This is a genomic window from Belliella calami (assembly GCF_022549695.1).
In the GTDB taxonomy this organism is placed as follows: domain Bacteria; phylum Bacteroidota; class Bacteroidia; order Cytophagales; family Cyclobacteriaceae; genus Belliella; species Belliella calami.
In genome coordinates this window covers 119774-145473 of record NZ_JAKZGS010000004.1, presented here as the reverse complement: position 1 = coordinate 145473, position 25700 = coordinate 119774, and the positions used below count along the sequence as shown (strand labels likewise).

The window sequence follows — 25700 nt, the reverse complement described above, 5'->3', positions numbered from 1 at the left end:
TCTGTCGTCTGTTGACAGTTGTCTTTCTTCCCGTTTTTTATCACTTTCCTACAATTTATGCAGTATTTAGAGTTTAAGATTAATTGTAAAGAAGATTTTCGTGAAATCCTCATCGCTGAATTGGCGGAGGTGGGTTTTGATTCTTTTTTGGAAACGGACACAGGTCTTGATGCCTATATCGAAGAAAATTCTTTTAATCGGGAGACTTACCAAGAAGTAATCAACCGCTACCAAGATTCAGCAGAATTGGAGATTGTGGAAGGTGTGATGGCAAAGGTCAATTGGAATGAGGAGTGGGAAAAGCATTATGATCCGATCCAAGTGGGAGAAGAAGTATATGTAAGAGCTTCATTTCACGCTCCAAAACCAGAAATCAAGCACGAAATTTTGATCAATCCTAAAATGTCTTTCGGGACAGGGCATCATGCGACGACATTCCTGATGCTATCCCATCAGTTGACGATCGACCATCAAGGCAAAAGAGTGATTGATATCGGAGCGGGAACGGGAATTTTGGCCATCATGGCACACAAGCTTGGAGCGACACAAGTAGAAGCCTTTGATATCGACGATTGGTGTGTGGACAATGGCAACGAAAACTTCGATCTCAACGGCATGAAGGATGTTAGGATGGGTTTGGGGACTGTCCGTGAAGTTGCACCACAGGGAACTTTCGATATCGTCTTGGCAAATATCAATAAAAATGTGCTGCTCGATGAATTGGAGATTTATGCAAGTTTGGTAAAAAGCAGAGGGAATTTATTGTTGAGTGGTTTTTATACCCATGACATTGTTGATATTCAGGAAAAGGCAGATTCCGTAGGTTTCAAATTATTGAGCCAAAAAGACAAGGATAATTGGGCAGCATTGATTTTTGAGAAATTATGACAGAATTAATCATTTATGCAATAATATTTTTACTGTTGATCGCACATGCCTTGATGGCTGGAAAAATGTACAGAACAGTCCACGAAGACACGACTTTATCCATCAAAGAAAAGAACCACTGGAAACTCAAGGCGTTGGTCTTTCCTATATATTACTGGGGGAAGTATAAAGAGAAGGAATAAGTATTAAGGTTTAGGTATTTCTATTGTTCAAATTTCATTTTTTTTGAACCAGTGGGAAATCTCTTCAAATGATTTTGACAATAAATTTCCTGATTTTAGTAGGAGTTTAGGACTCCCTGCATGTGTGATTTTCCCATTCTCTATGATGTAAATATAATCAGATCTCAAAGCAGGTGAAATTTTATGAGTGACGATCAAGATTGGCATACTACTACCTTTAGCATTTCTTTGAAACCCAAATGCAACACAACTGAAAGACTTCCTGCAAGTGCAAACCAATATCCTATTTCAAAAACATTCAGCGCCTTAAATGGGTAATGAAACCATTTTTCCAACAATTCAGGATCAAAAAGGCTAAACATGGATAGGGGATAGAAAGACTTAAAATCTTCCAAAGTGAAGCTTGGATCTATCCATTCAAACCAAATGATCTTGATCAAGATGGGTAACAACAGCACAAACTCTGCGATTACACAAGCCTTAAAGACATCAGAAAAGGAATATTTTAAGTTGGAAAGATAAAGCCCCAGGTAAATCAGACTGGCAAGGAGCAAAATTTTAAAGAAGGTAACGGCTGGGGAAATAAAGTAGGTGACCCAAAGCCATTTCCCTCGGAAGTCCAGCATTTTCTCAATTCTAGTGTTGGAATATTTTTCTGTCAAGTGGAAATAAAAAACTTCATCAGAAAGCAAAAAAACGTCTATAAATACTCCTAAAACTATTCCTATCAGAATTAGAACCAAAAAATACTTCATGCTTTTTTCCTTGTTTTCAATTAAAATTAACTAATACAGAATATCACTTTCATGCCTAATTTAATTTCTTGAAAAAAAAAGCATGAATTTTCTTGGTGTTTTCTTTGTAACTTACTGCTAAAATCAATTTTGAATTTACTCTCTTTTCAACAAAAGTAAGTTTTTGCTAAGGTCACCGTTTGGATACACGAGCTTCAATTTTAATTCATCTTTTGTTAAACTTTCTTTGTAGAAGCGATATGTTTTGATTTTTTTCAAGTCATTGATAATGATGGTGTCCCCATTAAAATACCACATTCCGGATTTTTCGTGGATCTCACTTTCTTTATAATCTGAAAAAAAGACTGTGTCTTGAAGGAAATTAAAATATGAACCTTCAATAACTTTGTTAAAAGTTTCCAACATTTGTTCCTGAACTTCAGGGGGCGCATTTTTGAAATTATTTGAAGAAATAATATTATCAAAGGCTTGGAATGAGTGTACTTTCCAATACCCCAAAATTTCTTCCTCCGAATTTTCAAAAACAGGAAATGAAACTAAAAGGATAAATATTGCCAAAATTTTCATGGTTATTTAATTTATAAGTTAATTGAAAAATCGGATCTTAAATATGGCCATATGTAGTAAATTGTTCTGCAGAAAACATAAAATCAGGCAAACTGATATTATTGTAAATTATTCTATATATTTAGAATAATTTGTTTTAGGAAAGAACACTTTATCCAAATATTTTAATATTAAGATCCGATACTTTTTTAATATGGATTGTGACCTTGACAATGTTGATCATAAGAATCAGCTAGTATCCAATATAGTTCATCACTACCCTGAAATCCACCACCACTTAGTAATAACCAAGCTGTGTCACAATAATCCGATCCACCGACCAGATTTTCCATTTTTTCCATGTCTAAAGTTTCCATGATTTTTAAAATTTATTAGTGAAATAATAATTAAAATGTTTTTGAAACTAAAGAAACATTGATATTAAACTAAATTTACTATGTTCTGATTACCAGTTGAGTATATGAATTGTACTATTTTTATAGTGAATTTTTCAAAGATTTCGGAAATATATTTTAAAAATTTGGTTATACCCCCCCCATTTTAAACTAAATTTTATGTGGATTTGTGATTCGGAAAATAATAAACTTTTTTTATCATTTTTGTAATTTTTTTTGAGTACAATTTAGAATTCACTCTCTTTTCAACAACAGTAGGTTTTTACTAAGATCACCATTTGGATATACAGATATTCAATAATCCCAGAGGGGTGTAGTCCTGACTTCTTATTACTGACTAAATCCCTAACTTCAAACTTCTACTCCAAATTCTGCCTAATCAGGCGTTTTCTGTAGGCATTAAAAATTCTGGATTTGGATATAAATCCCAAATAAATACCATCTTCAACAACAGGCAAATTCCAAGCACCGGACTTTTCGAATTTTTCCATTACTTTTTGCATGTTTTCATCTGGATAGATTACTTCTGGAGGACTATGCATCAGCTGCTGGATTTTGATATCCTTTTGCTTTTCTTCATTGAACATGATGTCGCGAATGTCATCCAAAGTAATGATTCCAGCAAGTTCTCCATTTTCATTGACCACAGGGAATATATTCCTTTTGGAAAGCTGTACGAGCCTGCAAAGATCTCCTAGTCTCGCTTCAGGAGCAATTGGCAATAGATCTCTTTCCATCACTTTTCTGATATCGATATTATCCAAAACCTCCTCATCTTTTGATTCGGTGAGGTATCGACCGGTGTCTTTGAGTTGCTTAACATAAAGAGAGTCCTTGTCAAAGTAGGTTGTTGTCACAAAAGAAATGGCAGAAACAAACATCAATGGCAGAAATAACTCATAACCACCAGTGATCTCAGCAATCAAGAATATCGCAGAAAGTGGTGCATGTTGCACCCCACTCATCACCCCACACATAGCGACTAGTGTAAAATGTGCTATCGGCAAGGCAATGGGCAATCCAAATATATTCGCCGTATAAGCAAACACGAAACCTGTAATTCCTCCAACGAAAAGCGAGGGGGCAAAAATACCTCCGCTTCCACCAGCCCCGATAGTTATCGCGGATGCGATTGGTTTGATGAAAATGATCAACATCAAGAACAAAATGATAAAATATGGATTGTCAATTTCCCCAAAGAATGGACTATTTGCCAGTAATCTCTGAGGATCCCCATCAATCAGAGCGTTTAATGTTTCATAACCTTCACCATAAATAGGAGGGAAAAAGAACACGATCAAACCCAAGAATGCTCCTCCATATAGAACTTTCATCCATGGATCTTCCATCATTCCCAAAAGTGACTCTGTCTTCAATACAACCCTGCTGAAGTATAATGAAATGATTCCTGTAAATATCGCCAATAAGAAATAATAGGGCATGTGTGCTGCCAAAAAACTATCTGAGAGGTTGAATGTAAACATGACATCCTCTCCCAAAAGTATCATGGAAGTAATAGACCCTGTTACTGATGCGATCAATAAGGGAATGAAACTCCCAACACTGACTTCTAGCAAAATAACTTCTATCGCAAATATCACTGCACCAATCGGGGCGCCGAAAATTGCTGAGATTGCTCCAGCGGCTCCACATCCTATCAAAAGTGTCCTTTTTTTGGCATTCAAATGCATCAAACTACCAAAATTCGATCCTATAGCAGATCCAGTGACCACTATGGGAGCTTCCAAACCAACAGAACCACCAAAGCCAACGGTAATTGCCGAAGTAATCACTCGACTGTACATTTTTACTTTGGCGATCAGACTACTTTTTTTGGAAATATTGTAAAGTAAATCAGGGATTCCATGACCTCCTTGATCTTTCAAGATATATGTGCCAATCAAGAATGCCAATATTATCCCAATAAGAGGGTAGATGATATAGAAAAAGTTTGCGTAAGCTTCGTTGAAGTCTCCGGTCAGGAATTTTTGGATGGCATGAACGGCAGTTTTCAAAATGACAGCAGCCAATCCAGCTAATATCCCAATCAAGCCACTCAATATCAAAACAAAGTTTTTGGTACTTAGGTGTCTGATTCTCCAGATCAAAAAACGGGTGATGATGTCAGTCTTTGCCAAAGCACAAATTTAATTTAGGGCATAAAGGTACAAGTTATATATACTTCAAAAAAGAAGACTTGCCGAAATCAATTCAGCAAGTCAGTATCTAAAGCAATTATACAATCAAGAATCAATTCTACTGCTCCTTTGAAAAATTCTGGTTGGATGTTTTCAAAAGTATCTCTTGGCGTGTGATAGTCTGCATGATCTTCTACTCCAAAGTAAATAAACGGGACTTTTTTCTGATGGAACTGTGCATGATCTGATGCATTGGTCCAATCATCCCTTCCCGAACCGGGCTCATCATGTCCAAACATCAACTTCGGTGACTTTCCTGTTGATGCTTTTTCCAAAATAGGTTTTAGAAAAGGGTAATGATAAGTTCCAACAGCATACAATTCATTGTTGTCATTTCTACTCACCATATCCATATTGATATTGAGCTTTACCTGTTCCATCTCAAATGGAAAATCATTCACCAAAGCCCTAGCTCCATGCATGCCCATTTCTTCTGCATCAAGTGCTACAAACATCATCGAGTGCTTTGGTCTATTTTTGGCAAAATATTCCGCCAAAGCGAGCATAGCTACCGTTCCGGAAGCATTGTCATCAGCTCCATTGAATATGTCGTCACCATTTTTTCCAATGTGATCATAATGTCCCATGACCACGATGATTTTATCAGAATCACTTCCAGGTACAAAGCCCACTATGTTCGCAGCTTTGTCATAGGTCTTTCCATCTCGTCGATTTGTAAACGAAAAAGTTTGAGTAAAATCGTCATACTGACTACTCAAACCTAATTTTTCAAACCTTTCTTTGATGAATTCTTGTGCTTTCAGATGCCCTTCTGACATAGGTTTTCTGCCTTCAAGTTCATCTGAAGAAAGGTATTTGATGTCTGAAATAAGTTGTTCTTGATTGATTTTCTGTGCTTCTGACAAAGCAGGAAAGGCTAAAGTCAAAATCAAGAGGATTATTTTGAAATGTCGTATCATCGGTTTATATGTTTGTTTGAATAGTCTCTCCATTTATAAAGACAATTTATTTCAAATATGGTGTAAAAGGAATAACTAATTTATTATTGCCTATTCTTTTTATCAATAAAAAATAACTGTCTTATTTCCAAATGGATAAACTTTATTTTCCAAGTGATATTTAATGGCTTTTGAAAGAACTACTTTCTCTATATCCTGACCCATCTGAACTAAATCAGAAACAGTGTTGTGGTGCCGAACCCGGGCAACATCCTGCTCGATGATTGGACCTGCATCAAGTTCTTCGGTCACATAATGTGCTGTAGCCCCTATGATTTTGACACCTCTTTCATAGGCCGCGTGATAAGGCTTGGCCCCCACAAAAGCCGGAAGGAAAGAATGGTGAATGTTAATGATTTTGTTAGGATATTTTCTTATAAAATCACCACTCAATATCTGCATGTATCTCGCCAAAACTACAAAGTCCACATCATGGCTTTCCAAAAGTGCAATTTGTTGTTGTTCTGTATCAGCTTTATTTTCCTTATCCATCGGTACATAATGAAATGGAATTCTGAATGCCTCCACCACGCGTTTCAAATCTTTATGATTGGAAATTACCAAAGGTATCTCTACATCAAATTGCCCCGAGTAGTATCGACTCAAAATATCAAAAAGGCAATGAGACTGTTTGGATACAAAAAGTGCCATTTTTGGCTTTCTGTCATTGAAGTACAATTGGAATTGCATTTGAAATTGGTTTCCAACTTGCTGTTCAAATACCGTCTTTATTTCATCTTTTGCCAAGCCAAAGCTTTCCAATTCCCACGATGCACGCATAAAAAACATGCCCAACTCTTGATCTACATGCTGATCGATTTCAAGAATATTCCCTTGATGTGCGTACAAAAATGCCGATACAGCGGATACAATTCCTTTTTGATCTTTGCACTGAATGATTAAAATCGCTTTGTCCATGGTAAAATAACTTTGTGATTTAAAGTTCAAATAATTAAAAACTCGTTTAATTCCAAAGGCAAATATATGGGGTTTTCTTAAAATGAAACACTTGATAGAAGGAGGAAATCTTTACATAGAGTTGATAAGGCAATTGGTGGATTAAGTTATTACGGATTAGAAAATTAGTGGATTAGTATTTTAGGCCGCATTTTCCTCACAATCAATCTAAAATCTGAACCTTAAAATCTAAAATTAAACCTATAACCTGAAGCTATTGGTTAATTGGAATTCTGCGGGACAAGCTTCTCCCGAATGCTTTCGGGAGAGAGGTGACGTAGTCGTAGACACTCTGTCTCAAGTCTTTGTCTCAAGTTTCATTTCTCACATCTCACGTCACGTATCTACAATCAATCCAACAAGGCCTCTATATCATCTTTGCTCAGACTCTTCATAAAGCTCTCTTCAGTACTAATCAATTCACCTGCAAGCGCCATCTTTCGCTCTTGGAGTGCCATGATTTTTTCCTCCACGGTGTTCCTGGTGATAAATTTATAAATAATCACTTTGTTCTCCTGTCCAATCCTATGGGCCCTATCTATTGCCTGTGCTTCTACAGCTGGATTCCACCATGGGTCAAGCAAAAAGACATATTCAGCTTTGGTCAAGTTCAAGCCTACACCACCAGCCTTAAGAGATATCAAGAATATCTTCACGCTATCATCTTCTTGAAATGTCGTTACTTGTGCTTGCCTGTCCTTGGTAGATCCATCGAGATAGGCATATTTGATTTGATTTTCGTCCAAATATTCCCTGACTATTGACAAATGTCTCACAAACTGACTAAATACCAATACTTTGTGACCCTCACTTGCTGTAGAATGAAGCATATGGATCACATCGTCAAGTTTACCTGAATCTCCTAAATAATCCTTATTGGTCAATCTCGGATGATTCGCAATTTGTCGCAGTTGTGTTAGACCTCTAAGCAAAGTAAACTGTTTGTTTTTCGCACCAGGTGAAGAAAGTTCATTGACAATCTTATCCCGATAATAGCTCTTGATTTCTTCATAAGCTTTTTCTTGTTCATCAGTCATGGAAGAGTACTTCACATTGATGACTTTCTCTGGCAAATCCGTCGCTACCTGTGTTTTCAACCTTCGCATGATAAAGGGTTTGATCATGGCATGAAGTTTTGAGGCTTTATCCATATCATTTTTCTTCTCGATAGGCTGCAAAAACTGTTTTTTGAACATACTTTGATTTCCCAAAAGCCCCGTATTGATGAAGTTCATTTGAGACCACAAATCCATCGTTCCATTTTCTACAGGAGTACCTGTGAGGATCAACTTATGCTTACAATTGAGCTCTCCTACGGATTTGGCAATGATACTTCCTGGATTTTTGATCGCTTGGGACTCATCTAGGATGATGTAGTTGAAGTAAAATGATTTCAATACATCAAGATCTAGCCGAATGATTCCATAAGAAGTCAATACCAAATCATAATTGGCAAATCTACTGCTGTCCTTGATTCTGTTCGTGCCTGTGTAGGTTAATATTTTCAACCCTGGCGTAAACTTTTTGGCTTCAAGCTCCCAGTTATAAATCAGGGAAGTTGGCATGACCAACAATGAAGTGGTTCCTTCGGTTTGTTTCTTTTCGTGAGCCAAAAGTGCCAGTGTCTGCACAGTCTTTCCCAAACCCATATCATCGGCCAGGCAGCCACCGAATCTATATTCATTCAAAAACCTAAGCCAGTTGTAACCTGCCTTCTGATAAGGTCTCAACGTGCCATTGAATGTATCTGGTAAGTCATAATCTTCAATTTGCGCAAAATCCCTAAGCTTTTCCAACTTCCTGCTCATAGTCAATTGAACCAGGTTATTATTTTGTAACTCTTGTGCAAGTGCTATATGATGCTTCTTGAGTACCAAAGTCTGATCTTCAGAACTTTCATTATCTTCAAGAAATGCGAAAATTTCAGAATAATTCACAAACCAAGAATCAGGTATTACAGCAATTTCACCATTGGGAAGTTCAAATTCGGATTTTCCTTGAAGAAGCAATTTTCGGATTTTTGCAAAAGGGATTTTATATGGTCCGAATTTGATCAGAGCATTGACATCAAACCAGTCAATATTTTCATTGACCTCTACAGAAATGTGTGCATGACCAATGAAATACTGCTTGCCTTTGAAAGTAGCTGATTGTTGGATTTTGATACCCATCTCTTCCAAGCTGTCCTTGTGGATATTGATCCAGCCAAAAGCCTTTGATTTCTCCAAAGCAAATCTTGAGGATTTGACTGGCAGACCAAGGTTTTTTAAGTAATCTCCGTAGGATTTTTCCTTAACTACATCTCTTATGACTTTATGAAATGTATAATTATCCCCTTCCTGCTCTAACTCTACATTGTTTGAAGCGCTTTCTTCAGAGCGGAAGGCATAATTTCCATATTGGAATTTGAGGTCAAAAACGATTTTTTCTTCCTCTTGTATTTGATTATTATTGCCAAATAGGTCGGTCTTCGCTGATCCCGGCAAGTCGCTCAAACTAAGTACAGGTTCGGGCTGACTTCGTTCTACTTTGATGTCAAATCCTTTTGCATACACGTCAAAAGAAGCTACGAGTTGGGTGACAAATTTTTGATAATATTGTTGCTCTACTTTTTTGGGTATTACGATAAATTTTTTGTTGAGAAACGGCATCAGCTTTTTACCGTCTTCACCTTTTGCAAAATGATAAAGATGATTGTCAACCACCAACCAAGCTGGCTCATTACATATCAAATAAGCGTTTCTATATTGCCATTCCAATCTTTCTCCCTGGTATTTGATTGTTGGAAAATAATGGGTGTTTTCCTCGTTTCGCCTAAAATGAAAAAGCACAGAGGCGGGTTCCTCCATAATAAAAATCTCCCTCCAAATCGGATTTCCATCATTGGCCATTTCAAAAAGCCTCTTTCCCTTCATTTTTTCAAGTATTCTTGACCTTAGTCCTTCCAACTTGATTTCAATCATTTCTTGAGAAACTTTGTTGCCTGTTTTTTCATCGTAAATCTTACGCAAATACTCCTTTGGCTTCAGCTTTTTGGTATTCAATTTTTTGGTGATTGCATCCTGCTGCATTTCATCCATCATTTTGATAAGCTGATAGTCTATTTCATCCAGTCCATCTGCAAATTCTTTGGCATTGACATGGGAAATATTTTGATGAGCAAGGGATAGCCTTCCTTTTTCGTCCAATTGAATTACAAAGGACTCAAAAAGTAATCCCAGATATTCGTGACTAAATAGAGAATAGATAATCTCAAATGGTTGCTCAGCAGAAACTTTCATAGTGGGTGGTACTTATCGAGGAATCAAAATCGACGACAAATGGTTTTTTGGTGGTTCAAACTAGTTCGAAAAATAAGGAATAAAATCCAGTAAATGAAAAAATATCTTTAAAGGGTTATAGACTTAATCGATTTAAAGGTTTAAAAGTTAGAATTAAGCGATTGTAAATTTAAAAAATATGATTATCTACAATGATACTAGTAGGTGAATATATCACTTATAATCATGCGAATAATTGATAACAGTAGGCAGTCATCAGACCACAACTGATTGAAGATTATAAATTTATAATAAAGGAGTTAGAAAACACCTTTACACCGATTACCTATCAACGAACCCCATTTCCCTCAATAACTATCTCTCGATTAGATAATGGTTAGGGGATTAGCGTTGGAAAAACCGTTCCACCGATAACCCAATCAACTAATCCCCATTCATCGATAACTATCTCTTGATTAATGGTTAGGGGGTTAGAGGTTTAGAAGAAATGATTTAGAAAACACATTCCACCGATAACCCAATCAACTAATCACCATTCACCGATAAGTTAATTATCTATTCCCCCAAATCCTTACAATATCATACTTAGCATAAAACATGATGGGCATAAAAGTAACTTCGCTATAAACCACCTCACGACCATCTACCTGATTAACCTCTTGGAAGCCAGGGGTTGTAATATTACTTGTCCAGCGAATCCCTAAAGTAACGTTATTCCGAACTATCCCACTTTCTATACCTACAATAAAATTGTTTTTTGAAACCCGGCGTGTATCATTTGTATCTACTCTTTGGGAAACATGGCTCAATCCAGGTCCTGCCCCAAGGAAAAAGTACCGGCGTGGATCTTTGATAGCAAATTTGTATCGACCCAAAAGCATGACATTCGTCAAATTGGCTAAGCTGTTATCATAGAAATCAGCATTTTGAGAAGATAAGAATGGAGTACGATCAGAAAAACCCATTTGACCAGTAATTAAAAAGTCTGCACTAAAATCAAATCTAGTATCTGTCCTGTAGTTAAATGCTGTGGTTGCTAGAACTTTTCCAGGCCCAAAAGACCAATCATCGATAAATGTACCCACACCGAGACCAGCATCTATTTTTAGTTCTTGGGCTTGGGAAACTGAGCATAAGAGTAAAAAGGCAGGCAATAAGAATTTGAATTTCATAAAACAGGAATTTTAGATTAAATTATATGATAAATTAAAAGCAATAATATAAACTACGCAGTTATTAAGAAAAGTGTTCAAAGAATTTAGTTATAAATTATAAATTTGTTTTTAAGTATTTAGCTTTTTTTAATAAACAGACACTTAAAACTCAATATTTGAGTCAATAATTATTATAATATATAGGAATGACGTATTTTGCAAAATATTTGACTGTACAATGATTCAAAAACTATTTCCTCTAGATAAAAATTATATTTTACGCCAGGCTCAGACAGCTATGGAAGATAGGATGTTGGAATTACTTGTTTTTGAACTAAAAAGATCATACACTGCACTTTTCAATCCATTGATGCTGATGGATAAAACTTTCAATCAGATTTTGGACACTTATGATTTTCCAAAAGACAGGTTGAAAATCATATATTATCAGCTTTCAGGCATCTATAGGTACAAATATGGGTCAAATCAACTAGAATTACTTTTTGATGGAAGGACCCATTTCGAAAAATTTCAGGAAGACTGGACAGACCAATTGACTGAGTGGGTGAGAGAACTAGGTCAGCACGAGCAATATGTGAAAACAATGCTAAGAATGACCGTTTTATTCGATACAGATTCGAGAGCCGAATGGTCCGAAAACCAATGCAAGGCATTTATCAATCATTTTTTCGATCTGAAAATTGTCAAGAGAAAAGGTGAGTTGAAATTAAAAATCGCCTAAAAATAAGATACTTCAATATAAATAAAGATGAGGTTATAGGATTTGTCTAAAAACAAGAGAGGCTCCAAATTTGGAGCCTCTCTTGTTTTTATTCTACTGTCACTGACTTGGCAAGGTTTCGCGGTTGATCCACGTTGCATCCCCTCATCACAGCAATGTGATAGGATAATTGCTGCAATGGAATCACAGAAAGCAATGGAACAAAAGCCTCTGCTGTGTCTGGAATCTCCAGAACGTGATCTGCCATTCCTCTCACTACAGTGTCTCCTTCGGTGACTACAGCGATAATTTTTCCTTTTCTGGCTTTTACTTCTTGAATGTTGGAAACTACCTTTTCATAAGAAGTATCTTTTGTGGCGATGAATACAACAGGCATTTCTTCATCAATCAATGCAATAGGGCCATGTTTCATTTCCGCCGCAGGATATCCCTCTGCATGGATATAGGAAATCTCCTTAAGCTTCAGTGCGCCTTCAAGTGCTACAGGGAAGTTATAACCTCTACCCAAATAAAGGAAGTTTCTAGAATCTTTATAAATCTCAGCTATCTTTTCAACATTGCTGTTCATTTTCAATGCTTTCTCTACTTTCCCTGGTATGCCTTCTAGTTCATTCAATAGCTGAACATACTTGCTCTCAGTCAAAGTGCCTCTTTGATACCCAAGCATCAAAGCCATCATCGTCAGTACAGAAATCTGAGCTGTAAATGCCTTTGTCGATGCTACACCTATCTCAGGACCCGCATGGGTATAGCAGCCAGCGTGTGTCGCTCTTGCAATGGACGAACCCACTACATTACAAACCCCAAAAATCGTGGCTCCTTTTGACTTTGCCAATTCTATTGCTGCAAGTGTATCCGCTGTCTCTCCTGATTGGGATATCGCAATGACAAAATCTTTCTCGCTGATCACTGGATTCCTATACCTAAACTCAGAAGCATATTCTACTTCTACAGGAATTCTCGCAAATTCCTCAAAAAGGTATTCCGCCACCAAACCTGCATGCCATGATGTTCCACAAGCGGTGATGATAATTCTATCTGCATTTTGAAACTTGTTCATATAATCCCTAAGACCACCAAGTATCAACCTGCCATTCTTGGCATCCAGCCTACCACGCATACAGTCTGCAATCGACCTTGGCTGCTCATTGATTTCTTTCAACATGAAATGCTCATATCCACCTTTTTCGATGGCTTCGAGTTCCATTTCCAACTTATTGATATATGGATTGGTTTCCACATTTTCAATCGTCTTGATCTGAAGGTTGTTATTTCGGATTACTGCTATTTCATAATCATCCAAATAGATTACCTGGTTGGTATATTCTATAATCGGTGTGGCATCGGAAGCCAGGAAATATTCACCCACGCCAACTCCAATCACCAGTGGGGAACCTTTTCTGGCAGCAATAAGCGTATCTGGTTCAGCAATATTCATGATCACGATAGCATAAGCACCCACTACTTTGTGCAGGGCCAATCTTACAGCTTCTTCAAGACTACAATCATTGTTCTTATGAATGTCTTCTATAAACTTCATGAACACTTCTGAGTCTGTATCACTGTGAAATTGATACCCTCTATTCATGAGATCTGTTTTGAGAACATCATAGTTTTCAATGATACCATTGTGGATCATTGCAAACTCTTCATTTGATGAGTAATGCGGGTGGGCATTTACATCATTTGGCTCACCGTGGGTGGCCCATCGGGTATGGCCGATACCTATTTTTGAGACTAAATCACCTTGGCTGGTCAGGTGATTTTCCAACTCGGAGACTTTGCCCTTTTTCTTATAGACATTGAGTCCATTTCCATCTATCAAAGCTACTCCTGCACTATCGTATCCTCGATATTCAAGCCTTTTGAGTCCTTTGATGATTATTGGCAGTGCCTCTTGCTGCCCTACATAAGCTACTATTCCACACATAAGTAAAAATTTTAAAGCTTAAAGGTAATTCTTTTCAGGCTAAGATTGCAAAAACCCAAACTTAAATTCTGCAATCGGCTTTAATTGAAGGCAAATTTAAGCTTGGGTTACTTAATTCATTTTCGAGATAGGAATTACTAGAAAGCCCTAATCTTAGAATAATATATTTTTAATTTAATATTGTTTTGATCTACAGTAAATCCCCTAAAAGACTTTCTAAATGCATCTGCACCATCTTGGGTTGTCGGAGCAGGATAAAGCAACATATCATTTCTTTGAAGTCCTTGCCTGTAAATAGCATTTAGATATGAAGTCAATCCCTGTCGATAAAGATTGCTGGTCGACGAAAAACCCAACCGGCCAGGGTTTCCAACTGCTGGGATAATATTGCCATTTTCTCCTGTAATAAATTGAGGTTGGTTTTCAGTTTGTACAATTAATCGGCTTCCATTTCTTTCCAAAAGCCTATTTGAATCATCTGTGAAGTTCAAAAACATACTTGGCGGAGGTCTATTTGTAACTGATTCGCTGGCAAGAGGACCAAGTTCCAAAATCACTTCGTTGAAGGTAACGTTTGTAAGTGTATCTAAAAATGCATCGATAGGACTTGTGTCTAATTTGATTGTAAGCCCTAAGTTGGATTTTAAACCAACTCTGTTACCCACCTCATAAGCATTTCCAGCTTCCGTGATAATTTCCGTTGGTGTACCAGATCTATCACTGTTAACATAATTGAAATGTCTAGATTGTGCAGTAGTGATAGCATATCCCCTGGAAACAGTATCTCCTTGATTCTTGAAATAAACAACGATTCCAGTGTTGTTTCCGATTCTTATAGATGTAGAAGCATTTTCCTCTGTATCACCTTGAAAAGCAATTCCGGGAATAAAGTTTCTAAAAGTGAAGATATCTCTGAAATTATCTCCCTTTTTCAATTCTTCAAATATAAAATCAGAAAATCCTGACTCCATAGCTATGGAAACAGCAGTGTCTTGCCTTGCAGAGAAATCAAAACTACCTTGGGCGATGGGATTCGGGTCAAAATCTAATCTGTCAGTATTGAAGTAAATGGTATCCATGATAGGCTCATTCAATAGATGAACAGAAAGCGATTTTGGACTGCTCAAATCATCTCCAATGACAGATTCTATCAGGAAATTGAATTTTACAGAGTCTAACACTGCGTTTTGTGAGGGTCTGGTGGCAGTAGGACTAATTGCAAGTCTGCTAAAGCCGATTCCTTCAGTCTTGCCAAAGAAATCATCTGTCATACCCCCGACTACCATGGAAAAACTATTGGTAGTTTCAAAAGAGTCAAGCAAAACCATAGAAGCAGAAAGGGGTATTTCTGTGTAGAAAACCCCTATCTGATTATTGTTGGGATCCAAATCTAACCCTAGAGTAGATGGATCGCTGCAAGAACTCGCAATGGATAATGTGATCAATAGACCTCCAACCAGCTTAGCTGGCGAGGTCATTATAGATGTTGTAATAACTTTCAAAAAGTTGTTCTTCTTCGTCGCTGTTAATCTCACACTTCTTGTCTTTAGAGCACTCCTCAATTAATTGTGTTAATTTATCTGAGATGTCTTCGTTCTTGATGACTACGTCGGCATATTCCATTCCTATTTTAAGGAAACCTTCATAGTCTTTAGATTTCAAAGGAGCTAAAATGGCATCATCAATATCTACCATTTTCACTTTCTCAAACAAATCGTCGCCAAATTTATGGCTAAATCCTGTATTATAAATAGCAAATACGGATTTTGTATCCTTAAATAACGGTTCGTTTTTGTAGGTGGTCTTCAAATACATTGGTATCAAGCTGGTCATCCAGTCGTTACAATGCACTACGTCAGGAGCCCAACCTAGTTTTTTTACTGTTTCAATCACACCTTTACAGAAGAAAATGGCTCTTTCGTCATTGTCTTCATAGAACTTTTCCTGCTTATCGTGGAAAACGCTCTTCCTTTGGAAATAGTCTTCATTGTCTATAAAATAAACTTGAAGCTTTGCATTGGGTATAGATGCTACTTTAATAATCAAAGGTTTTTCTTCCTCACCAACTGCTATGTTGATTCCAGAAAGTCTCACTACCTCGTGTAACCTGTTCTTTCTTTCGTTTATTAGACCAAATCTAGGAACAAGAATTCGTATTTCCATACCTTTCTCCTGCATTGCCTGAGGCAGAGCTCTTACAAAGTTGGCAACTTCAGAAGTTTGGAGGAAAGGATTGATTTCGCTGGCTACGTAGAGAATACGAAGTTTAGACATATCTTGTTTTTTTTTGTTGAGGGATAATACGGGACTACAAACTTACAAAAAAAATCCTTCAAATCCATTGTTTTTATCAAGAATAACATAGCTTTGCGGCTATTTTACATTTTCCAAAATCCCATCAATGTGACAATCCTCAGGACAAAACAAGCTGTAAAATCAGCTTTACAGATTCTTAGAAATAGTCAAAAAACAATAGGTTTTGTACCTACTATGGGTGCATTACACAAAGGTCATTTGTCTTTAGTTGAAAATGCAAAATTATCTTCTGACAGTGTAATAGTCTCCATTTTCGTAAATCCCACGCAGTTCAACAACAAAGAAGACTACGAAAAATATCCTATTTCCATAGATGAAGATCTCAAACTACTTGAAGAAAAAGGGGTAGATTTTATTTTTTTGCCGAGTGTAACTGAAATGTACACTGGCGAATCACTCCTAAAAATGGACTTTGGGAACTTAGACAAAACATTGGAAGGAAGCTTCCGACCGGGTCATTTTAATGGTGTTGGAGTGGTCGTATCTAAATTGTTAAACATTGTTAAACCTGATAAATCTTACTTCGGACAGAAGGATTTGCAGCAAGTTGCCATCATAAAGCGGCTAGTAAATGATCTTTCCTTTGATGTGGAAATCGTAGTAGTCCCGACCATTCGAGAGTCAGACGGATTGGCAATGTCATCCCGAAATGTAAGACTCAATCCCGAAGAAAGATTGACCGCTACTATTCTCTACAACTGTATGTTTTTTGCCAAAACTGAACTTTTACAAGGTGGGGATTGGTTTGAGATCAGGGAAAAGGTTGCCAAAAGATTCTATGATGAACCGAAAGCGAGATTGGAATATTTCGAATTGGTGAATACGGATACTTTAGAGAAACTAAGTACCATCAAATACCAACTTAACATCTCAATCTGTACTGCTGCTTTCATAGGAGAAATACGATTGATAGATAACCTTAGTATAGTTTAATTACCTTTGCAAAAAATTTGAATTCATGCATATTCAAGTATTAAAATCAAAAATACACAGAGTAAAGATTACTCAAGCGGAACTACATTATGTAGGAAGCATTACCGTAGATGAAGATCTAATAGATGCTGCCAATATCATCGAAAATGAAAAAGTGCAGATCGTCAACGTAAATAATGGCGAGAGACTAGAAACTTATGTCATCAAAGGCGAAAGAGGCTCAGGAATGGTTTGTCTGAATGGTCCAGCTGCACGCAAAGCGCAAGTAGGTGATGTGGTAATCATCATTTCATATGCCTCAATGGATTTTGAGGAAGCTAAGTTGCATAAGCCAGTTTTGATTTTCCCAGACGATCACAATAAAGTAATATAAGTATTGAAACTTTCTATCAAACAGTGGATCCAGGTAATACTCTCATTAGGGGTGGCTATCTGGATCTTTTGGTTTTTATATAAAGACATCAGTTTTTCTGATATGTCTGAAGTCGTTGAAGAATCTTCTATTCTTTGGTTAGGTATTTCCTTTTTGGTTTCGATTTTTGGTTTTTGGCTTCGTGCTTGGAGATGGACCTTGTTGATTGACGCGGGGGAAGATCAGAATACTTCGAGTTTCAGGGCCTTTTGGGCTTTGATGATCGGCTACTTAGCTAACTTAGTCGTACCAAGAGCCGGTGAAGTGGCCAGATGTGGTGTTCTGAAAAAAACAGAAAACATCGAAATGGGCAAATTGATCGGAACAGTAATCATGGAAAGAACCATTGATTTTTTGTTCATGCTTTTTGCTATTTCCCTAGCGTTCTTTCTAGAACGAGATCTTTTCATTAGCCTTTTCTCCGAACTGGTATCCGTAGATGATATTGTAGCTAAAATTAACGGTGCACTACCGATTATCATCGGGGCCATTATATTGATTATCATTTTAATCGTCTTCCTTTTCAAAAAGTACAAGGAAAACAGCTTCATCAAAAAAGTAAGGAATTTTACTGGGGATCTTGTCAAAGGAGTGGTTAGTCTTCGTAAAGTGAAAAACCAAGCAGGATTCTGGTCCTCTTCGGCCGTGATTTGGCTTTGCTATTATGCTACCATGTTTGCGGTAGCTTTGGCAATTCCGTCTACTGCCAGTTTGACAGCCAATGCAGTCCTGATGGTGATGGTAATGGGAAGTATTGGCATGACTGCACCCGTTCAAGGGGGGATTGGAACCTTTCATGCATTAGTGGCCTTTATTTTGATACGTTATGGATTATCAGAGGAGGAGGGAAAAATCTTCGCAGCAATCATCCATGGAAGTCAGGTGGTGATTATGATTGTCTTGGGTTTAGTTGCCCTGGCAATTTTCTTTAGGATCACTGCAAAAGGAGAACCTAAAACTTCCTAAATTCGTAAAGACAAAAGTTAAAAACCAAAGCTATGTTTCTAATATTAATCGTCGTTGTATTCGGAATCTTAGGATTTGTTGTAAGCAATAAGCTTAAGAGCAAATTCAAAAAGTATTCAAAAATTCCACTTCAGGCAAATTTGTCTGGAAAGGAAATAGCAGAGCTGATGCTTGCTGACAATAACATCTATGATGTCAAGGTAAATTGCGTGGAAGGTCAGCTTACTGACCACTACAATCCAGCAAACAAAACTGTAAACCTTAGCCCAGATGTGTACTACGGTAGAAATGCAGCCGCAACCGCAGTATCTGCACACGAATGTGGTCACGCAGTACAGCATGCTACAGCATATTCTTGGCTACAATTGAGATCTGCATTGGTACCAGTTCAAAACGCAAGTGGTAAGATTCTAAACATTGTGCTGATTGCTTCTTTATTAGGAGGTTACGCATTGGGCCTTAATTATGACCTTATAGGATTTATTGTAGTTGGAGCATACAGTGTTATGACGTTGTTTACATTGGTAACATTACCAGTGGAGTTTGATGCAAGCAACAGAGCACTTGCCTGGGTCAATCAAAGGAACATTGTCACCAAATCAGAATATGGAATGTCTAAAGACGCATTGAAATGGGCAGCAATGACTTATGTAGTTGCAGCTTTGGCTTCATTGGCTACTTTGGCATATTACATCTTTATTTTCTTTGGAAATAGAGACTAAGAAACTGAAAACATCAATTTGAGTTTACATTTAAGGGGCAAGAAATTGCCCCTTTTATTTTTTTGATCTATATTCCACCCTTGAAACAAATAACCCAAATATCGATATGAATTTTGAATATACTGAAGAGCAGTTGGCAGTAAGGGACGCAGCGCGCGAATTTGCGCAAGCAGAATTACTTGAAGGAGTTATAGAAAGAGATACTGAGGCTAGATTTCCTCACGAACAAATCAAAAAAATGGGGGAATTGGGCTTCATGGGAATGATGGTCGATCCAAAATATGATGGTGGCGGCATGGACAGTGTATCGTATGTATTGGCAATGGAGGAAATATCCAAAATCGATGCATCAGCTTCAGTAGCGATGTCTGTGAACAATTCGCTTGTCTGCTGGGGATTGGAAAAATATGGAAATGAACAACAAAAAGAAAAATATCTAAAACCACTTGCATCAGGTGAATTGTTAGGTGCATTTTGTCTTTCAGAACCTGAAGCTGGATCTGATGCCACTTCTCAAAAAACCTCTGCAGAATTGAATGGTGATCATTATATCTTAAATGGGACTAAGAATTGGATTACCAATGGCAGTACTGCTAGCATATATTTAGTGATTGCACAAACCGATGCTGCCAAAGGTCACAAAGGAATCTCTGCATTCATAGTCGAAAAAGAATCAGAAGGTTTCGTCATTGGCAAAAAGGAAGATAAATTGGGAATTAGAGGATCTGATACCCATTCTTTGATGTTCACCGATGTGAAAGTGCCAGTAGAAAACAGGATAGGAGAAGAAGGGTTTGGGTTTACTTTTGCGATGGAAACATTGAATGGTGGCAGGATAGGTATAGCGGCTCAAGCTTTGGGAATTGCTTCAGGTGCTTATGAACTAGCCTTGGCATATTCCAAAGAAAGGAAAGCTTTTGGCAAACCAATTAGCCAGCATCAAGCAATTCAATTCAAATTAGCCGATATGGCTACAAACATAGAAGCTGCAAGACTATTGGTACTCAAATCTGCTTGGCTCAAAGATCAAGGAAAAGACTATGCACATGCCTCAGCAATGGCAAAATTATATGCCTCACAAGTGGCGATGGATGTGACAGTAGAAGCAGTACAAGTACATGGTGGGTACGGATTTGTAAAAGAATACCATGTAGAAAGATTGATGCGAGATGCAAAAATCACACAGATTTATGAAGGAACCAGCGAAATTCAAAAAATAGTTATATCACGTAGTATTTTAAGATAATTCAAAAAAAGATGGTGAAAAAGGTCATAAAATTCAATTTTTATGACCTTTTTCTTTTTTACATGAAATTTTTATTAGATAAGTACACTATATTGCAGAAATTTAACCTAGTTTTACAGAAAAACCAAAACAACTTCTTTCATGGAATATTACAATAAAGTCATAGAATCCGTAGGAGTTCGCTTTTTAAAAGGCAATAACTATAAAATTGATAAGTCTGTTAGCGTTTCGGATTACAACGATACCGAAAACACAGTAATTTTACTTCATCAAGGTTCATTAAAATTCTCCGATGAAGGAGAGGGTGTCAATGAAGGCGAAATTTTATTTATTCCTGCAGGACGCAGAAGCAACGTTTCATTTGGCAATGTTACCAAAAAGTCAGATTTGACAAATGAGGCATTTTTAGACAACAAAAGAAAATACCTACAAACAATCAGTTTTAAGGATATCAAAAATGCGGAAGAAGACTGCATCACTGTAGTAAATTTCGAGGCTAAGGTATTCGATGTCGTAAACTTTTTCAATTCACTCGGGATTCCTCCGTTTGTAATTAGATTCAATGACAAGATCGCTACGATCATAGAAGATATAGTAAAAGAATCTGAGCAAAACGTACCTGGAAAAGAAAGGGTATCAAAATTGCAAACAGAATTGCTGGTAATTGAAATTGTAAGACATATTCTTAAAAACAGACTTTTTGTAGAAGAATTATCTACAAACAGTACTTATTTCAAAGATCCAAGATTGATTGATATGTTCAATTATATCAAGAAAAATATCGGAGGTGATCTATCCAACAAAGTATTGGCGAAAGTTGCCAATGTATCAGAAGACTACGTTGGTCAATATTTCAAAATGTTGACCAGTATCAATCCACAGGATTATATTGAATATCAAAGAATGGAAGCAGCAGTGGAGTTGTTGAGAACTTCCAAGAAAAGCATCAGGGACATTGGCAAAGAAGTAGGGTACAAAGATACGGCTTACTTCTGTAGAAGATTCAAGATGATGTATGGATTGCCAGCTGGTAAGATGCGAAGAAGAGAGTCTTTAATTAATGTTCAGTGATAAATTAAGAACATTCACATATTCCAAAACCTCAGTCAAAAAACTGAGGTTTTTTTCTGCCCCATTTCCTATGACTACCACATCCGCACCTGCTTTGAAGGCCTCTTTTACATTTGACACTTCCTTCAATCCTCCTCCTACGATCAAAGGTGCATTGATTGATTTTTTCACTTTATTGATCATTTCTTGAGGAATGGGGATTTTTGCACCACTTCCCGCGTCCATATAAAAATACTGTAGCCCCAAAAATGATCCTGCTAAAGCGGTCGCAACGGCTATTTCAGGTTTGTGATTTGGAATTGGGATGGTTTGACTGATATAATTCACAGCCGTAGAAAGTCCGCCGTCTACAAGAATGTAACCTGTAGGTAATACTTCAAGGTTGGATTTTGCCAGCAATGGGGCTATAGCAACATGCTGCCCTATCAGAAGGTCTGGATTTCTGCCTGAAATAAGAGAGAGAAATAAGATTCCGTCTGCTAAATCGGAAAATTGTAATACACTGCCAGGAAAGAGAATAAGGGGAATTTTAGTATCTATTTCTTTGATTATGTTAATGATGTTTTCAGTTTCATTTGAATTGATCAAACTACCACCAATAAAAATAAAGTCAATACCCAAACGAGATACCTCTTTTACATGTTCCAAAAAAGATAGATCTGTTGCAGTTTTGTCTGGATCTATAAGCCAAGCGACTGCTTTTTTTCCTTCCTGAGCAAGAGATTTTAATTTATACTCAATTGTTCCCTTCACTTGGTTCTCCTATTTGTTCATCATTTTTTTGATTTCCACCCATCAATTTTTCTCTTCCATAAGCTATGATCATAGGTAAAAGTACTGCGACCATGCGTGCTTTAAAACCAGTACTTTTTTTTGTGTTTAATCTCTCAATGGTATCTTTATCAAGGAGTCCTTCTTTTTCCAGGACTTCCATGATTCTTTTATTCTTGCTGTTTTTTTTACCTTTTATAGCTTTCACTATACCGAAAGCCGTAAGACCACCGAGCAATACTCCAGCACCAATTTTGACAAAATCTTTAGAATCGGTTTTGAGAAAATTCAACTGAGCCTGAAGTGTTTGCTCAAGTTCTATTGCCTTATTCTTCAAATCTTCTTTCGTATCCATCTATTTTTTGATTCTGAAAATGAAAGTCCTAAACACATGTTTGAAAGTATCCAAAATCCCCTTTGATTCTCTTACGAGATAGAGGATCACAAATAACAATAAATAAAGTAAACTCACATACAAAAATCCCTGATATGGAGAATACAAAATCTCTCCCAGATAAAATGCCAGTGAAATACTTGCAAAAAGTAAAATCATGAGGGAAGATAGTCCCATAAGAACTAAAATAAATATTCGGGAAAAGATATCCGAAAATTGATCCTTTATCTCATTTTTTACGATATCAACTCTAACTTCAATAAGTTGCTTGATCGTTTGTACTATTTCTGAAACATTCAGCATAATAATTATTTTAAAAAGCCAACAATTAATTTAATAAGTTACAATATACAGCAAAAACCTGGCTTCAAAAATTATCATTGGATTCAATATTATCATTTTCTACATAAAACATATAATTCATGACAGACTCCAAAGCCTTTCGTACTGCTTGGTTGATTGGAAACTGCTCTTGTGTCATTTGGAAATCGATATTGTAAAGCTGTGAATAAGCGTCTCCACTAGACGGTACCGAAGCACCATCTTTGATTTCCAAAGCTGTTTTTTGGTAAAGGTCTGATTTTTGTTCCTTGATAATCTTACAGGTTATCAATTCCTTTTTCCCTTCCTTATTCCTTCTTGCGGCACTTCCAAAAAGCCGGCATATCATCCCTCTATTAGCATAATCTGAGCAGTAGCCTTTTTTGACATCTTCATTTTGGGATTTGTATATGATACAATTTGCGTCATTTCCGACATCATCTAGGAGTTGCATCGCTTTCTCTGCCTTTCCCTTTTCGTAAAGATCAAAAGCCAAGGGCAAAAATTCCAGAACAGATGCATGCACATCCGGATTGGCACAGCATGCTCCGCATCCGCTGATGCAAGAGAGCTGGCTACCATCCATAAAAGCCTTAATCTCAATATCCAAATCAGTAAATACTTTCCTGACTTCCAAAGACTTTTCCCGTAAATTCATATTCTATAAAATAAAAGCCTGCGAAATTAAGTCGAGTTATGATCTAAAGCAAAAACTATTTTTTTGAAACTTATTTTTCCTTATTTCGATTATCATAAACGGTAATTTTCTATCCAAAAAGAAAAATCTAACTTTGTCAGCTTAGATAGCTTATAAGGAATAGAAATTGTTTTTTAATATTAATCAATAAAGTTATGAGTGAACAAAATGGAAACATCGATCCGAAACAAGAAGAGAGGATCAGAAGAGCATTCAAAGAAAGAGATTGGAATGAAATCAAGAGTGCTGATTCTTGGGCGATTTTCAAGGTAATGTCTGAATTTGTCGAAGGGTTTGAAAAATTATCCAAAATAGGTCCATGTGTATCGATTTTTGGATCTGCTCGAACACCTAGAGATCACAAATACTACCTTATGGCAGAAGAGATCGCTGCCAAACTTGTCAGACATGGATATGGAGTGATCACCGGCGGTGGTCCAGGTATCATGGAAGCAGGAAACAAAGGAGCACACTCTGAGAATGGAAAGTCTGTTGGTTTGAATATTGTACTTCCCTTTGAGCAATTCAATAACATTTATATTGATCAGGATAAACTTATTTCTTTCAATTATTTCTTTGTCAGAAAAGTAATGTTCACCAAATATGCTCAAGGTTTCATCGTGCTTCCGGGAGGGTTTGGAACCCTAGACGAGCTGTTTGAAGCCCTTACTTTGATTCAGACTAATAAGATCGGAAAGTTTCCCATTGTATTGGTAGGCAGATCATATTGGTCAGGATTGGTAGATTGGCTCAAAAACACCATGCTAGAAAATAGGTATATCAATGTCGAAGACTTAGACCTTTTCTCTGTGGTAGACGATCCGTCAGAAGCAGTAAAAGTCATCGATGATTTTTACAGTAAATATTTATTGTCACCAAACTTCTAAAGTTGAAAAAATACCATCTAATAATAATATACGCTTTAATCACAATCCTTTTTGGTTTGGTTTTTCTTTATTCACAAGAGAAAAACCAAACTGATTTGCCCTTTGAGGAAATCACAATCAACCAACCAGACGGGGAAGAGATAAACATAAAAATTCCAGATACTAGGGCAAAGCTATTTGAGACACCAAAAGCAATTAGCTTTGCTGGCGAGGAAGTTCCCCTTGAAATAGAAGATGTAAAGGAACGGTTTGAAAGAGAGATTTATGTCAATGCATATTGGCAATCAAACATGATTTTGCTGATGAAGCGATCAGGAAAATACATTCCAATTATAGAAAAAATCCTCAAAGAGCAAAACATCCCAGATGATTTCAAATACTTGGCAATGGCAGAATCAGGATTGCTTAATGTGGTCTCTCCAGCAGGTGCGAGGGGCTTTTGGCAGTTTATGCCCGCCACAGCCAAAGAGTACAACCTAGAGGTAAGCAATGATGTGGACGAGCGGTATCACTTGGAAAAATCCACAGTTGCTGCATGCAAGTATCTAAAATCAGCATATGCCAAGTTCGGCAGTTGGACTTCCGTAGCGGCAAGTTACAATATGGGAATCAGTGGACTTTCCAAAAGAAAATCCGAGCAAAAGCAGGTCAATTATTATGAACTCTTGCTCAATGATGAGACAAGTCGTTATATCTTTCGACTATTGGCTTTTAAGGAGATCTTCGAAAACCCAGATAAATACGGCTTCAAACTCAAAGATGAAGACTATTATACTTTACCCACATTTAGGGAATTGATTGTGAAGCAAGATGTGAATGACTTGGCTACTTGGGCTATAAAACACAACAGCTCTTACAAAACCTTAAAAATCCATAACCCTTGGCTAAGAACAAATAAGCTTAAGATTCCCAAAGGCAAAGCATATACAATCAATCTACCGTCCTTAGAATAATGG

26 protein-coding genes are annotated in these 25700 nt (G+C 37.0%); 11 read left to right on the top strand and 15 right to left on the bottom strand.

Features of this window, described 5'->3' with window-relative positions:
- Positions 1-57: 57 nt before the first annotated feature.
- Together prmA and MM236_RS07325 are read left to right on the top strand one after the other, a co-directional pair.
- A complete protein-coding gene (gene prmA / locus MM236_RS07330; protein WP_241274306.1) occupies positions 58-888 on the top strand; it encodes a 50S ribosomal protein L11 methyltransferase in 831 nt (276 codons plus the stop codon).
- Positions 885-1070 carry a hypothetical protein gene (locus MM236_RS07325; protein ID WP_241274305.1) on the top strand — a complete coding sequence of 62 codons (186 nt, stop codon included), beginning with the start codon at positions 885-887 and terminating at the stop codon, positions 1068-1070. The genes prmA and MM236_RS07325 overlap by 4 nt, the downstream gene beginning before the upstream one ends.
- Before the next feature lie 194 nt (positions 1071-1264).
- Here the strand turns inward: MM236_RS07325 and MM236_RS07320 are convergent, their stop codons facing one another.
- The 8 genes from MM236_RS07320 to MM236_RS07285 form a co-directional block, all read right to left on the bottom strand.
- Positions 1265-1825 carry a hypothetical protein gene (locus MM236_RS07320; RefSeq protein WP_241274304.1) on the bottom strand — a complete coding sequence of 187 codons (561 nt, stop codon included), beginning with the start codon at positions 1823-1825 and terminating at the stop codon, positions 1265-1267.
- Positions 1826-1960: 135 nt separating this feature from the next.
- Positions 1961-2392, bottom strand: a complete 432-nt coding sequence (locus MM236_RS07315; RefSeq protein WP_241274303.1) for a lipocalin family protein — start codon at positions 2390-2392, stop codon at positions 1961-1963.
- Between the two features lie 188 nt (positions 2393-2580).
- A complete protein-coding gene (locus MM236_RS07310; protein WP_241274302.1) occupies positions 2581-2748 on the bottom strand; it encodes a hypothetical protein in 168 nt (55 codons plus the stop codon).
- Positions 2749-3146: 398 nt separating this feature from the next.
- Positions 3147-4925 (bottom strand): chloride channel protein, encoded by a 1779-nt coding sequence (locus MM236_RS07305; protein WP_241274301.1) that lies wholly within the window; start codon positions 4923-4925, stop codon positions 3147-3149.
- 68 nt (positions 4926-4993) lie between these two features.
- Positions 4994-5905 (bottom strand): M28 family peptidase, encoded by a 912-nt coding sequence (locus MM236_RS07300; protein WP_241274300.1) that lies wholly within the window; start codon positions 5903-5905, stop codon positions 4994-4996.
- Between the two features lie 102 nt (positions 5906-6007).
- Positions 6008-6862 (bottom strand): formyltetrahydrofolate deformylase, encoded by an 855-nt coding sequence (gene purU, locus MM236_RS07295; protein ID WP_241274299.1) that lies wholly within the window; start codon positions 6860-6862, stop codon positions 6008-6010.
- 389 nt (positions 6863-7251) lie between these two features.
- Complete coding sequence (locus MM236_RS07290; protein ID WP_241274298.1) at positions 7252-10182, bottom strand: DEAD/DEAH box helicase; 2931 nt, start codon at positions 10180-10182, stop codon at positions 7252-7254.
- 551 nt (positions 10183-10733) lie between these two features.
- Positions 10734-11354 (bottom strand): putative outer membrane beta-barrel protein, encoded by a 621-nt coding sequence (locus MM236_RS07285; RefSeq protein ID WP_241274297.1) that lies wholly within the window; start codon positions 11352-11354, stop codon positions 10734-10736.
- Between the two features lie 220 nt (positions 11355-11574).
- Here MM236_RS07285 and MM236_RS07280 point away from each other — a divergent pair, with 220 nt between their 5' ends.
- Positions 11575-12078, top strand: a complete 504-nt coding sequence (locus MM236_RS07280; protein WP_241274296.1) for a hypothetical protein — start codon at positions 11575-11577, stop codon at positions 12076-12078.
- A gap of 88 nt (positions 12079-12166) precedes the next feature.
- Here the strand turns inward: MM236_RS07280 and glmS are convergent, their stop codons facing one another.
- The 3 genes from glmS to MM236_RS07265 all read right to left on the bottom strand — a co-directional run bounded on the left by glmS (position 12167) and on the right by MM236_RS07265 (position 16282).
- The gene (gene glmS / locus MM236_RS07275) at positions 12167-14008 is read right to left on the bottom strand and encodes a glutamine--fructose-6-phosphate transaminase (isomerizing) (RefSeq protein WP_241274295.1); all 1842 of its coding nucleotides are present in this window, start codon (positions 14006-14008) and stop codon (positions 12167-12169) included.
- Positions 14009-14145: 137 nt separating this feature from the next.
- On the bottom strand, positions 14146-15510 hold the full coding sequence (locus MM236_RS07270; RefSeq protein ID WP_241274294.1) for a DUF4270 family protein: 1365 nt from the start codon (positions 15508-15510) through the stop codon (positions 14146-14148).
- Complete coding sequence (locus tag MM236_RS07265; RefSeq protein WP_241274293.1) at positions 15470-16282, bottom strand: glycogen/starch synthase; 813 nt, start codon at positions 16280-16282, stop codon at positions 15470-15472. The genes MM236_RS07270 and MM236_RS07265 overlap by 41 nt, the downstream gene beginning before the upstream one ends.
- A gap of 93 nt (positions 16283-16375) precedes the next feature.
- Between MM236_RS07265 and panC the strand changes: the two genes are divergently transcribed.
- From panC to MM236_RS07235, 6 genes are all read left to right on the top strand, one after another.
- Positions 16376-17257 (top strand): pantoate--beta-alanine ligase, encoded by an 882-nt coding sequence (panC, locus tag MM236_RS07260; RefSeq protein ID WP_241274292.1) that lies wholly within the window; start codon positions 16376-16378, stop codon positions 17255-17257.
- A 25-nt stretch (positions 17258-17282) separates the two neighbouring features.
- Positions 17283-17630 (top strand): aspartate 1-decarboxylase, encoded by a 348-nt coding sequence (panD, locus tag MM236_RS07255; RefSeq protein WP_241274291.1) that lies wholly within the window; start codon positions 17283-17285, stop codon positions 17628-17630.
- 3 nt (positions 17631-17633) lie between these two features.
- On the top strand, positions 17634-18635 hold the full coding sequence (locus MM236_RS07250; protein ID WP_241274290.1) for a lysylphosphatidylglycerol synthase transmembrane domain-containing protein: 1002 nt from the start codon (positions 17634-17636) through the stop codon (positions 18633-18635).
- Positions 18636-18667: 32 nt separating this feature from the next.
- Entirely contained in the window at positions 18668-19357 is a 690-nt protein-coding gene (locus MM236_RS07245) for a zinc metallopeptidase (RefSeq protein WP_241274289.1), read from the top strand.
- A 106-nt stretch (positions 19358-19463) separates the two neighbouring features.
- Positions 19464-20603 carry an acyl-CoA dehydrogenase gene (locus MM236_RS07240; RefSeq protein ID WP_241274288.1) on the top strand — a complete coding sequence of 380 codons (1140 nt, stop codon included), beginning with the start codon at positions 19464-19466 and terminating at the stop codon, positions 20601-20603.
- Positions 20604-20744: 141 nt separating this feature from the next.
- Complete coding sequence (locus tag MM236_RS07235; RefSeq protein WP_241274287.1) at positions 20745-21674, top strand: helix-turn-helix domain-containing protein; 930 nt, start codon at positions 20745-20747, stop codon at positions 21672-21674.
- Here the strand turns inward: MM236_RS07235 and MM236_RS07230 are convergent.
- The 4 genes from MM236_RS07230 to MM236_RS07215 all read right to left on the bottom strand — a co-directional run bounded on the left by MM236_RS07230 (position 21657) and on the right by MM236_RS07215 (position 23818).
- A complete protein-coding gene (locus tag MM236_RS07230; protein ID WP_241274286.1) occupies positions 21657-22427 on the bottom strand; it encodes a phosphoglycerol geranylgeranyltransferase in 771 nt (256 codons plus the stop codon). The two genes, MM236_RS07235 and MM236_RS07230, sit on opposite strands and share 18 nt — an antisense overlap.
- Complete coding sequence (locus MM236_RS07225; protein ID WP_241274285.1) at positions 22411-22800, bottom strand: hypothetical protein; 390 nt, start codon at positions 22798-22800, stop codon at positions 22411-22413. Before MM236_RS07225 ends, MM236_RS07230 begins: the two co-directional genes overlap by 17 nt.
- On the bottom strand, positions 22801-23142 hold the full coding sequence (locus tag MM236_RS07220) for a phage holin family protein (protein ID WP_241274284.1): 342 nt from the start codon (positions 23140-23142) through the stop codon (positions 22801-22803).
- Positions 23143-23206: 64 nt separating this feature from the next.
- Positions 23207-23818 carry a YkgJ family cysteine cluster protein gene (locus MM236_RS07215; protein WP_241274283.1) on the bottom strand — a complete coding sequence of 204 codons (612 nt, stop codon included), beginning with the start codon at positions 23816-23818 and terminating at the stop codon, positions 23207-23209.
- A gap of 194 nt (positions 23819-24012) precedes the next feature.
- On the opposite strand from MM236_RS07215, the gene MM236_RS07210 reads away from it, so the two are divergent.
- Both MM236_RS07210 and MM236_RS07205 read left to right on the top strand, forming a co-directional pair.
- A complete protein-coding gene (locus MM236_RS07210; RefSeq protein WP_241274282.1) occupies positions 24013-24744 on the top strand; it encodes an LOG family protein in 732 nt (243 codons plus the stop codon).
- 2 nt (positions 24745-24746) lie between these two features.
- Positions 24747-25697, top strand: a complete 951-nt coding sequence (locus tag MM236_RS07205; protein WP_241274281.1) for a lytic transglycosylase domain-containing protein — start codon at positions 24747-24749, stop codon at positions 25695-25697.
- Positions 25698-25700 lie beyond the last annotated feature (3 nt).

Coding starts and splice junctions, on each gene's coding strand:
- purU (WP_241274299.1), bottom strand. CDS start 6,862: ATGGACAAAGCGATTTTAATCATTCAGTGCAAAGATCAAAAAGGAATT.
- MM236_RS07235 (WP_241274287.1), top strand. CDS start 20,745: ATGGAATATTACAATAAAGTCATAGAATCCGTAGGAGTTCGCTTTTTA.
- MM236_RS07325 (WP_241274305.1), top strand. CDS start 885: ATGACAGAATTAATCATTTATGCAATAATATTTTTACTGTTGATCGCA.
- MM236_RS07245 (WP_241274289.1), top strand. CDS start 18,668: ATGTTTCTAATATTAATCGTCGTTGTATTCGGAATCTTAGGATTTGTT.
- panD (WP_241274291.1), top strand. CDS start 17,283: ATGCATATTCAAGTATTAAAATCAAAAATACACAGAGTAAAGATTACT.
- MM236_RS07290 (WP_241274298.1), bottom strand. CDS start 10,182: ATGAAAGTTTCTGCTGAGCAACCATTTGAGATTATCTATTCTCTATTT.
- MM236_RS07215 (WP_241274283.1), bottom strand. CDS start 23,818: ATGAATTTACGGGAAAAGTCTTTGGAAGTCAGGAAAGTATTTACTGAT.
- MM236_RS07220 (WP_241274284.1), bottom strand. CDS start 23,142: ATGCTGAATGTTTCAGAAATAGTACAAACGATCAAGCAACTTATTGAA.
- glmS (WP_241274295.1), bottom strand. CDS start 14,008: ATGTGTGGAATAGTAGCTTATGTAGGGCAGCAAGAGGCACTGCCAATA.
- MM236_RS07280 (WP_241274296.1), top strand. CDS start 11,575: ATGATTCAAAAACTATTTCCTCTAGATAAAAATTATATTTTACGCCAG.
- MM236_RS07285 (WP_241274297.1), bottom strand. CDS start 11,354: ATGAAATTCAAATTCTTATTGCCTGCCTTTTTACTCTTATGCTCAGTT.
- MM236_RS07240 (WP_241274288.1), top strand. CDS start 19,464: ATGAATTTTGAATATACTGAAGAGCAGTTGGCAGTAAGGGACGCAGCG.
- MM236_RS07310 (WP_241274302.1), bottom strand. CDS start 2,748: ATGGAAACTTTAGACATGGAAAAAATGGAAAATCTGGTCGGTGGATCG.
- MM236_RS07320 (WP_241274304.1), bottom strand. CDS start 1,825: ATGAAGTATTTTTTGGTTCTAATTCTGATAGGAATAGTTTTAGGAGTA.
- prmA (WP_241274306.1), top strand. CDS start 58: ATGCAGTATTTAGAGTTTAAGATTAATTGTAAAGAAGATTTTCGTGAA.
- MM236_RS07225 (WP_241274285.1), bottom strand. CDS start 22,800: ATGGATACGAAAGAAGATTTGAAGAATAAGGCAATAGAACTTGAGCAA.
- MM236_RS07300 (WP_241274300.1), bottom strand. CDS start 5,905: ATGATACGACATTTCAAAATAATCCTCTTGATTTTGACTTTAGCCTTT.
- MM236_RS07210 (WP_241274282.1), top strand. CDS start 24,013: ATGAGTGAACAAAATGGAAACATCGATCCGAAACAAGAAGAGAGGATC.
- MM236_RS07315 (WP_241274303.1), bottom strand. CDS start 2,392: ATGAAAATTTTGGCAATATTTATCCTTTTAGTTTCATTTCCTGTTTTT.
- MM236_RS07265 (WP_241274293.1), bottom strand. CDS start 16,282: ATGTCTAAACTTCGTATTCTCTACGTAGCCAGCGAAATCAATCCTTTC.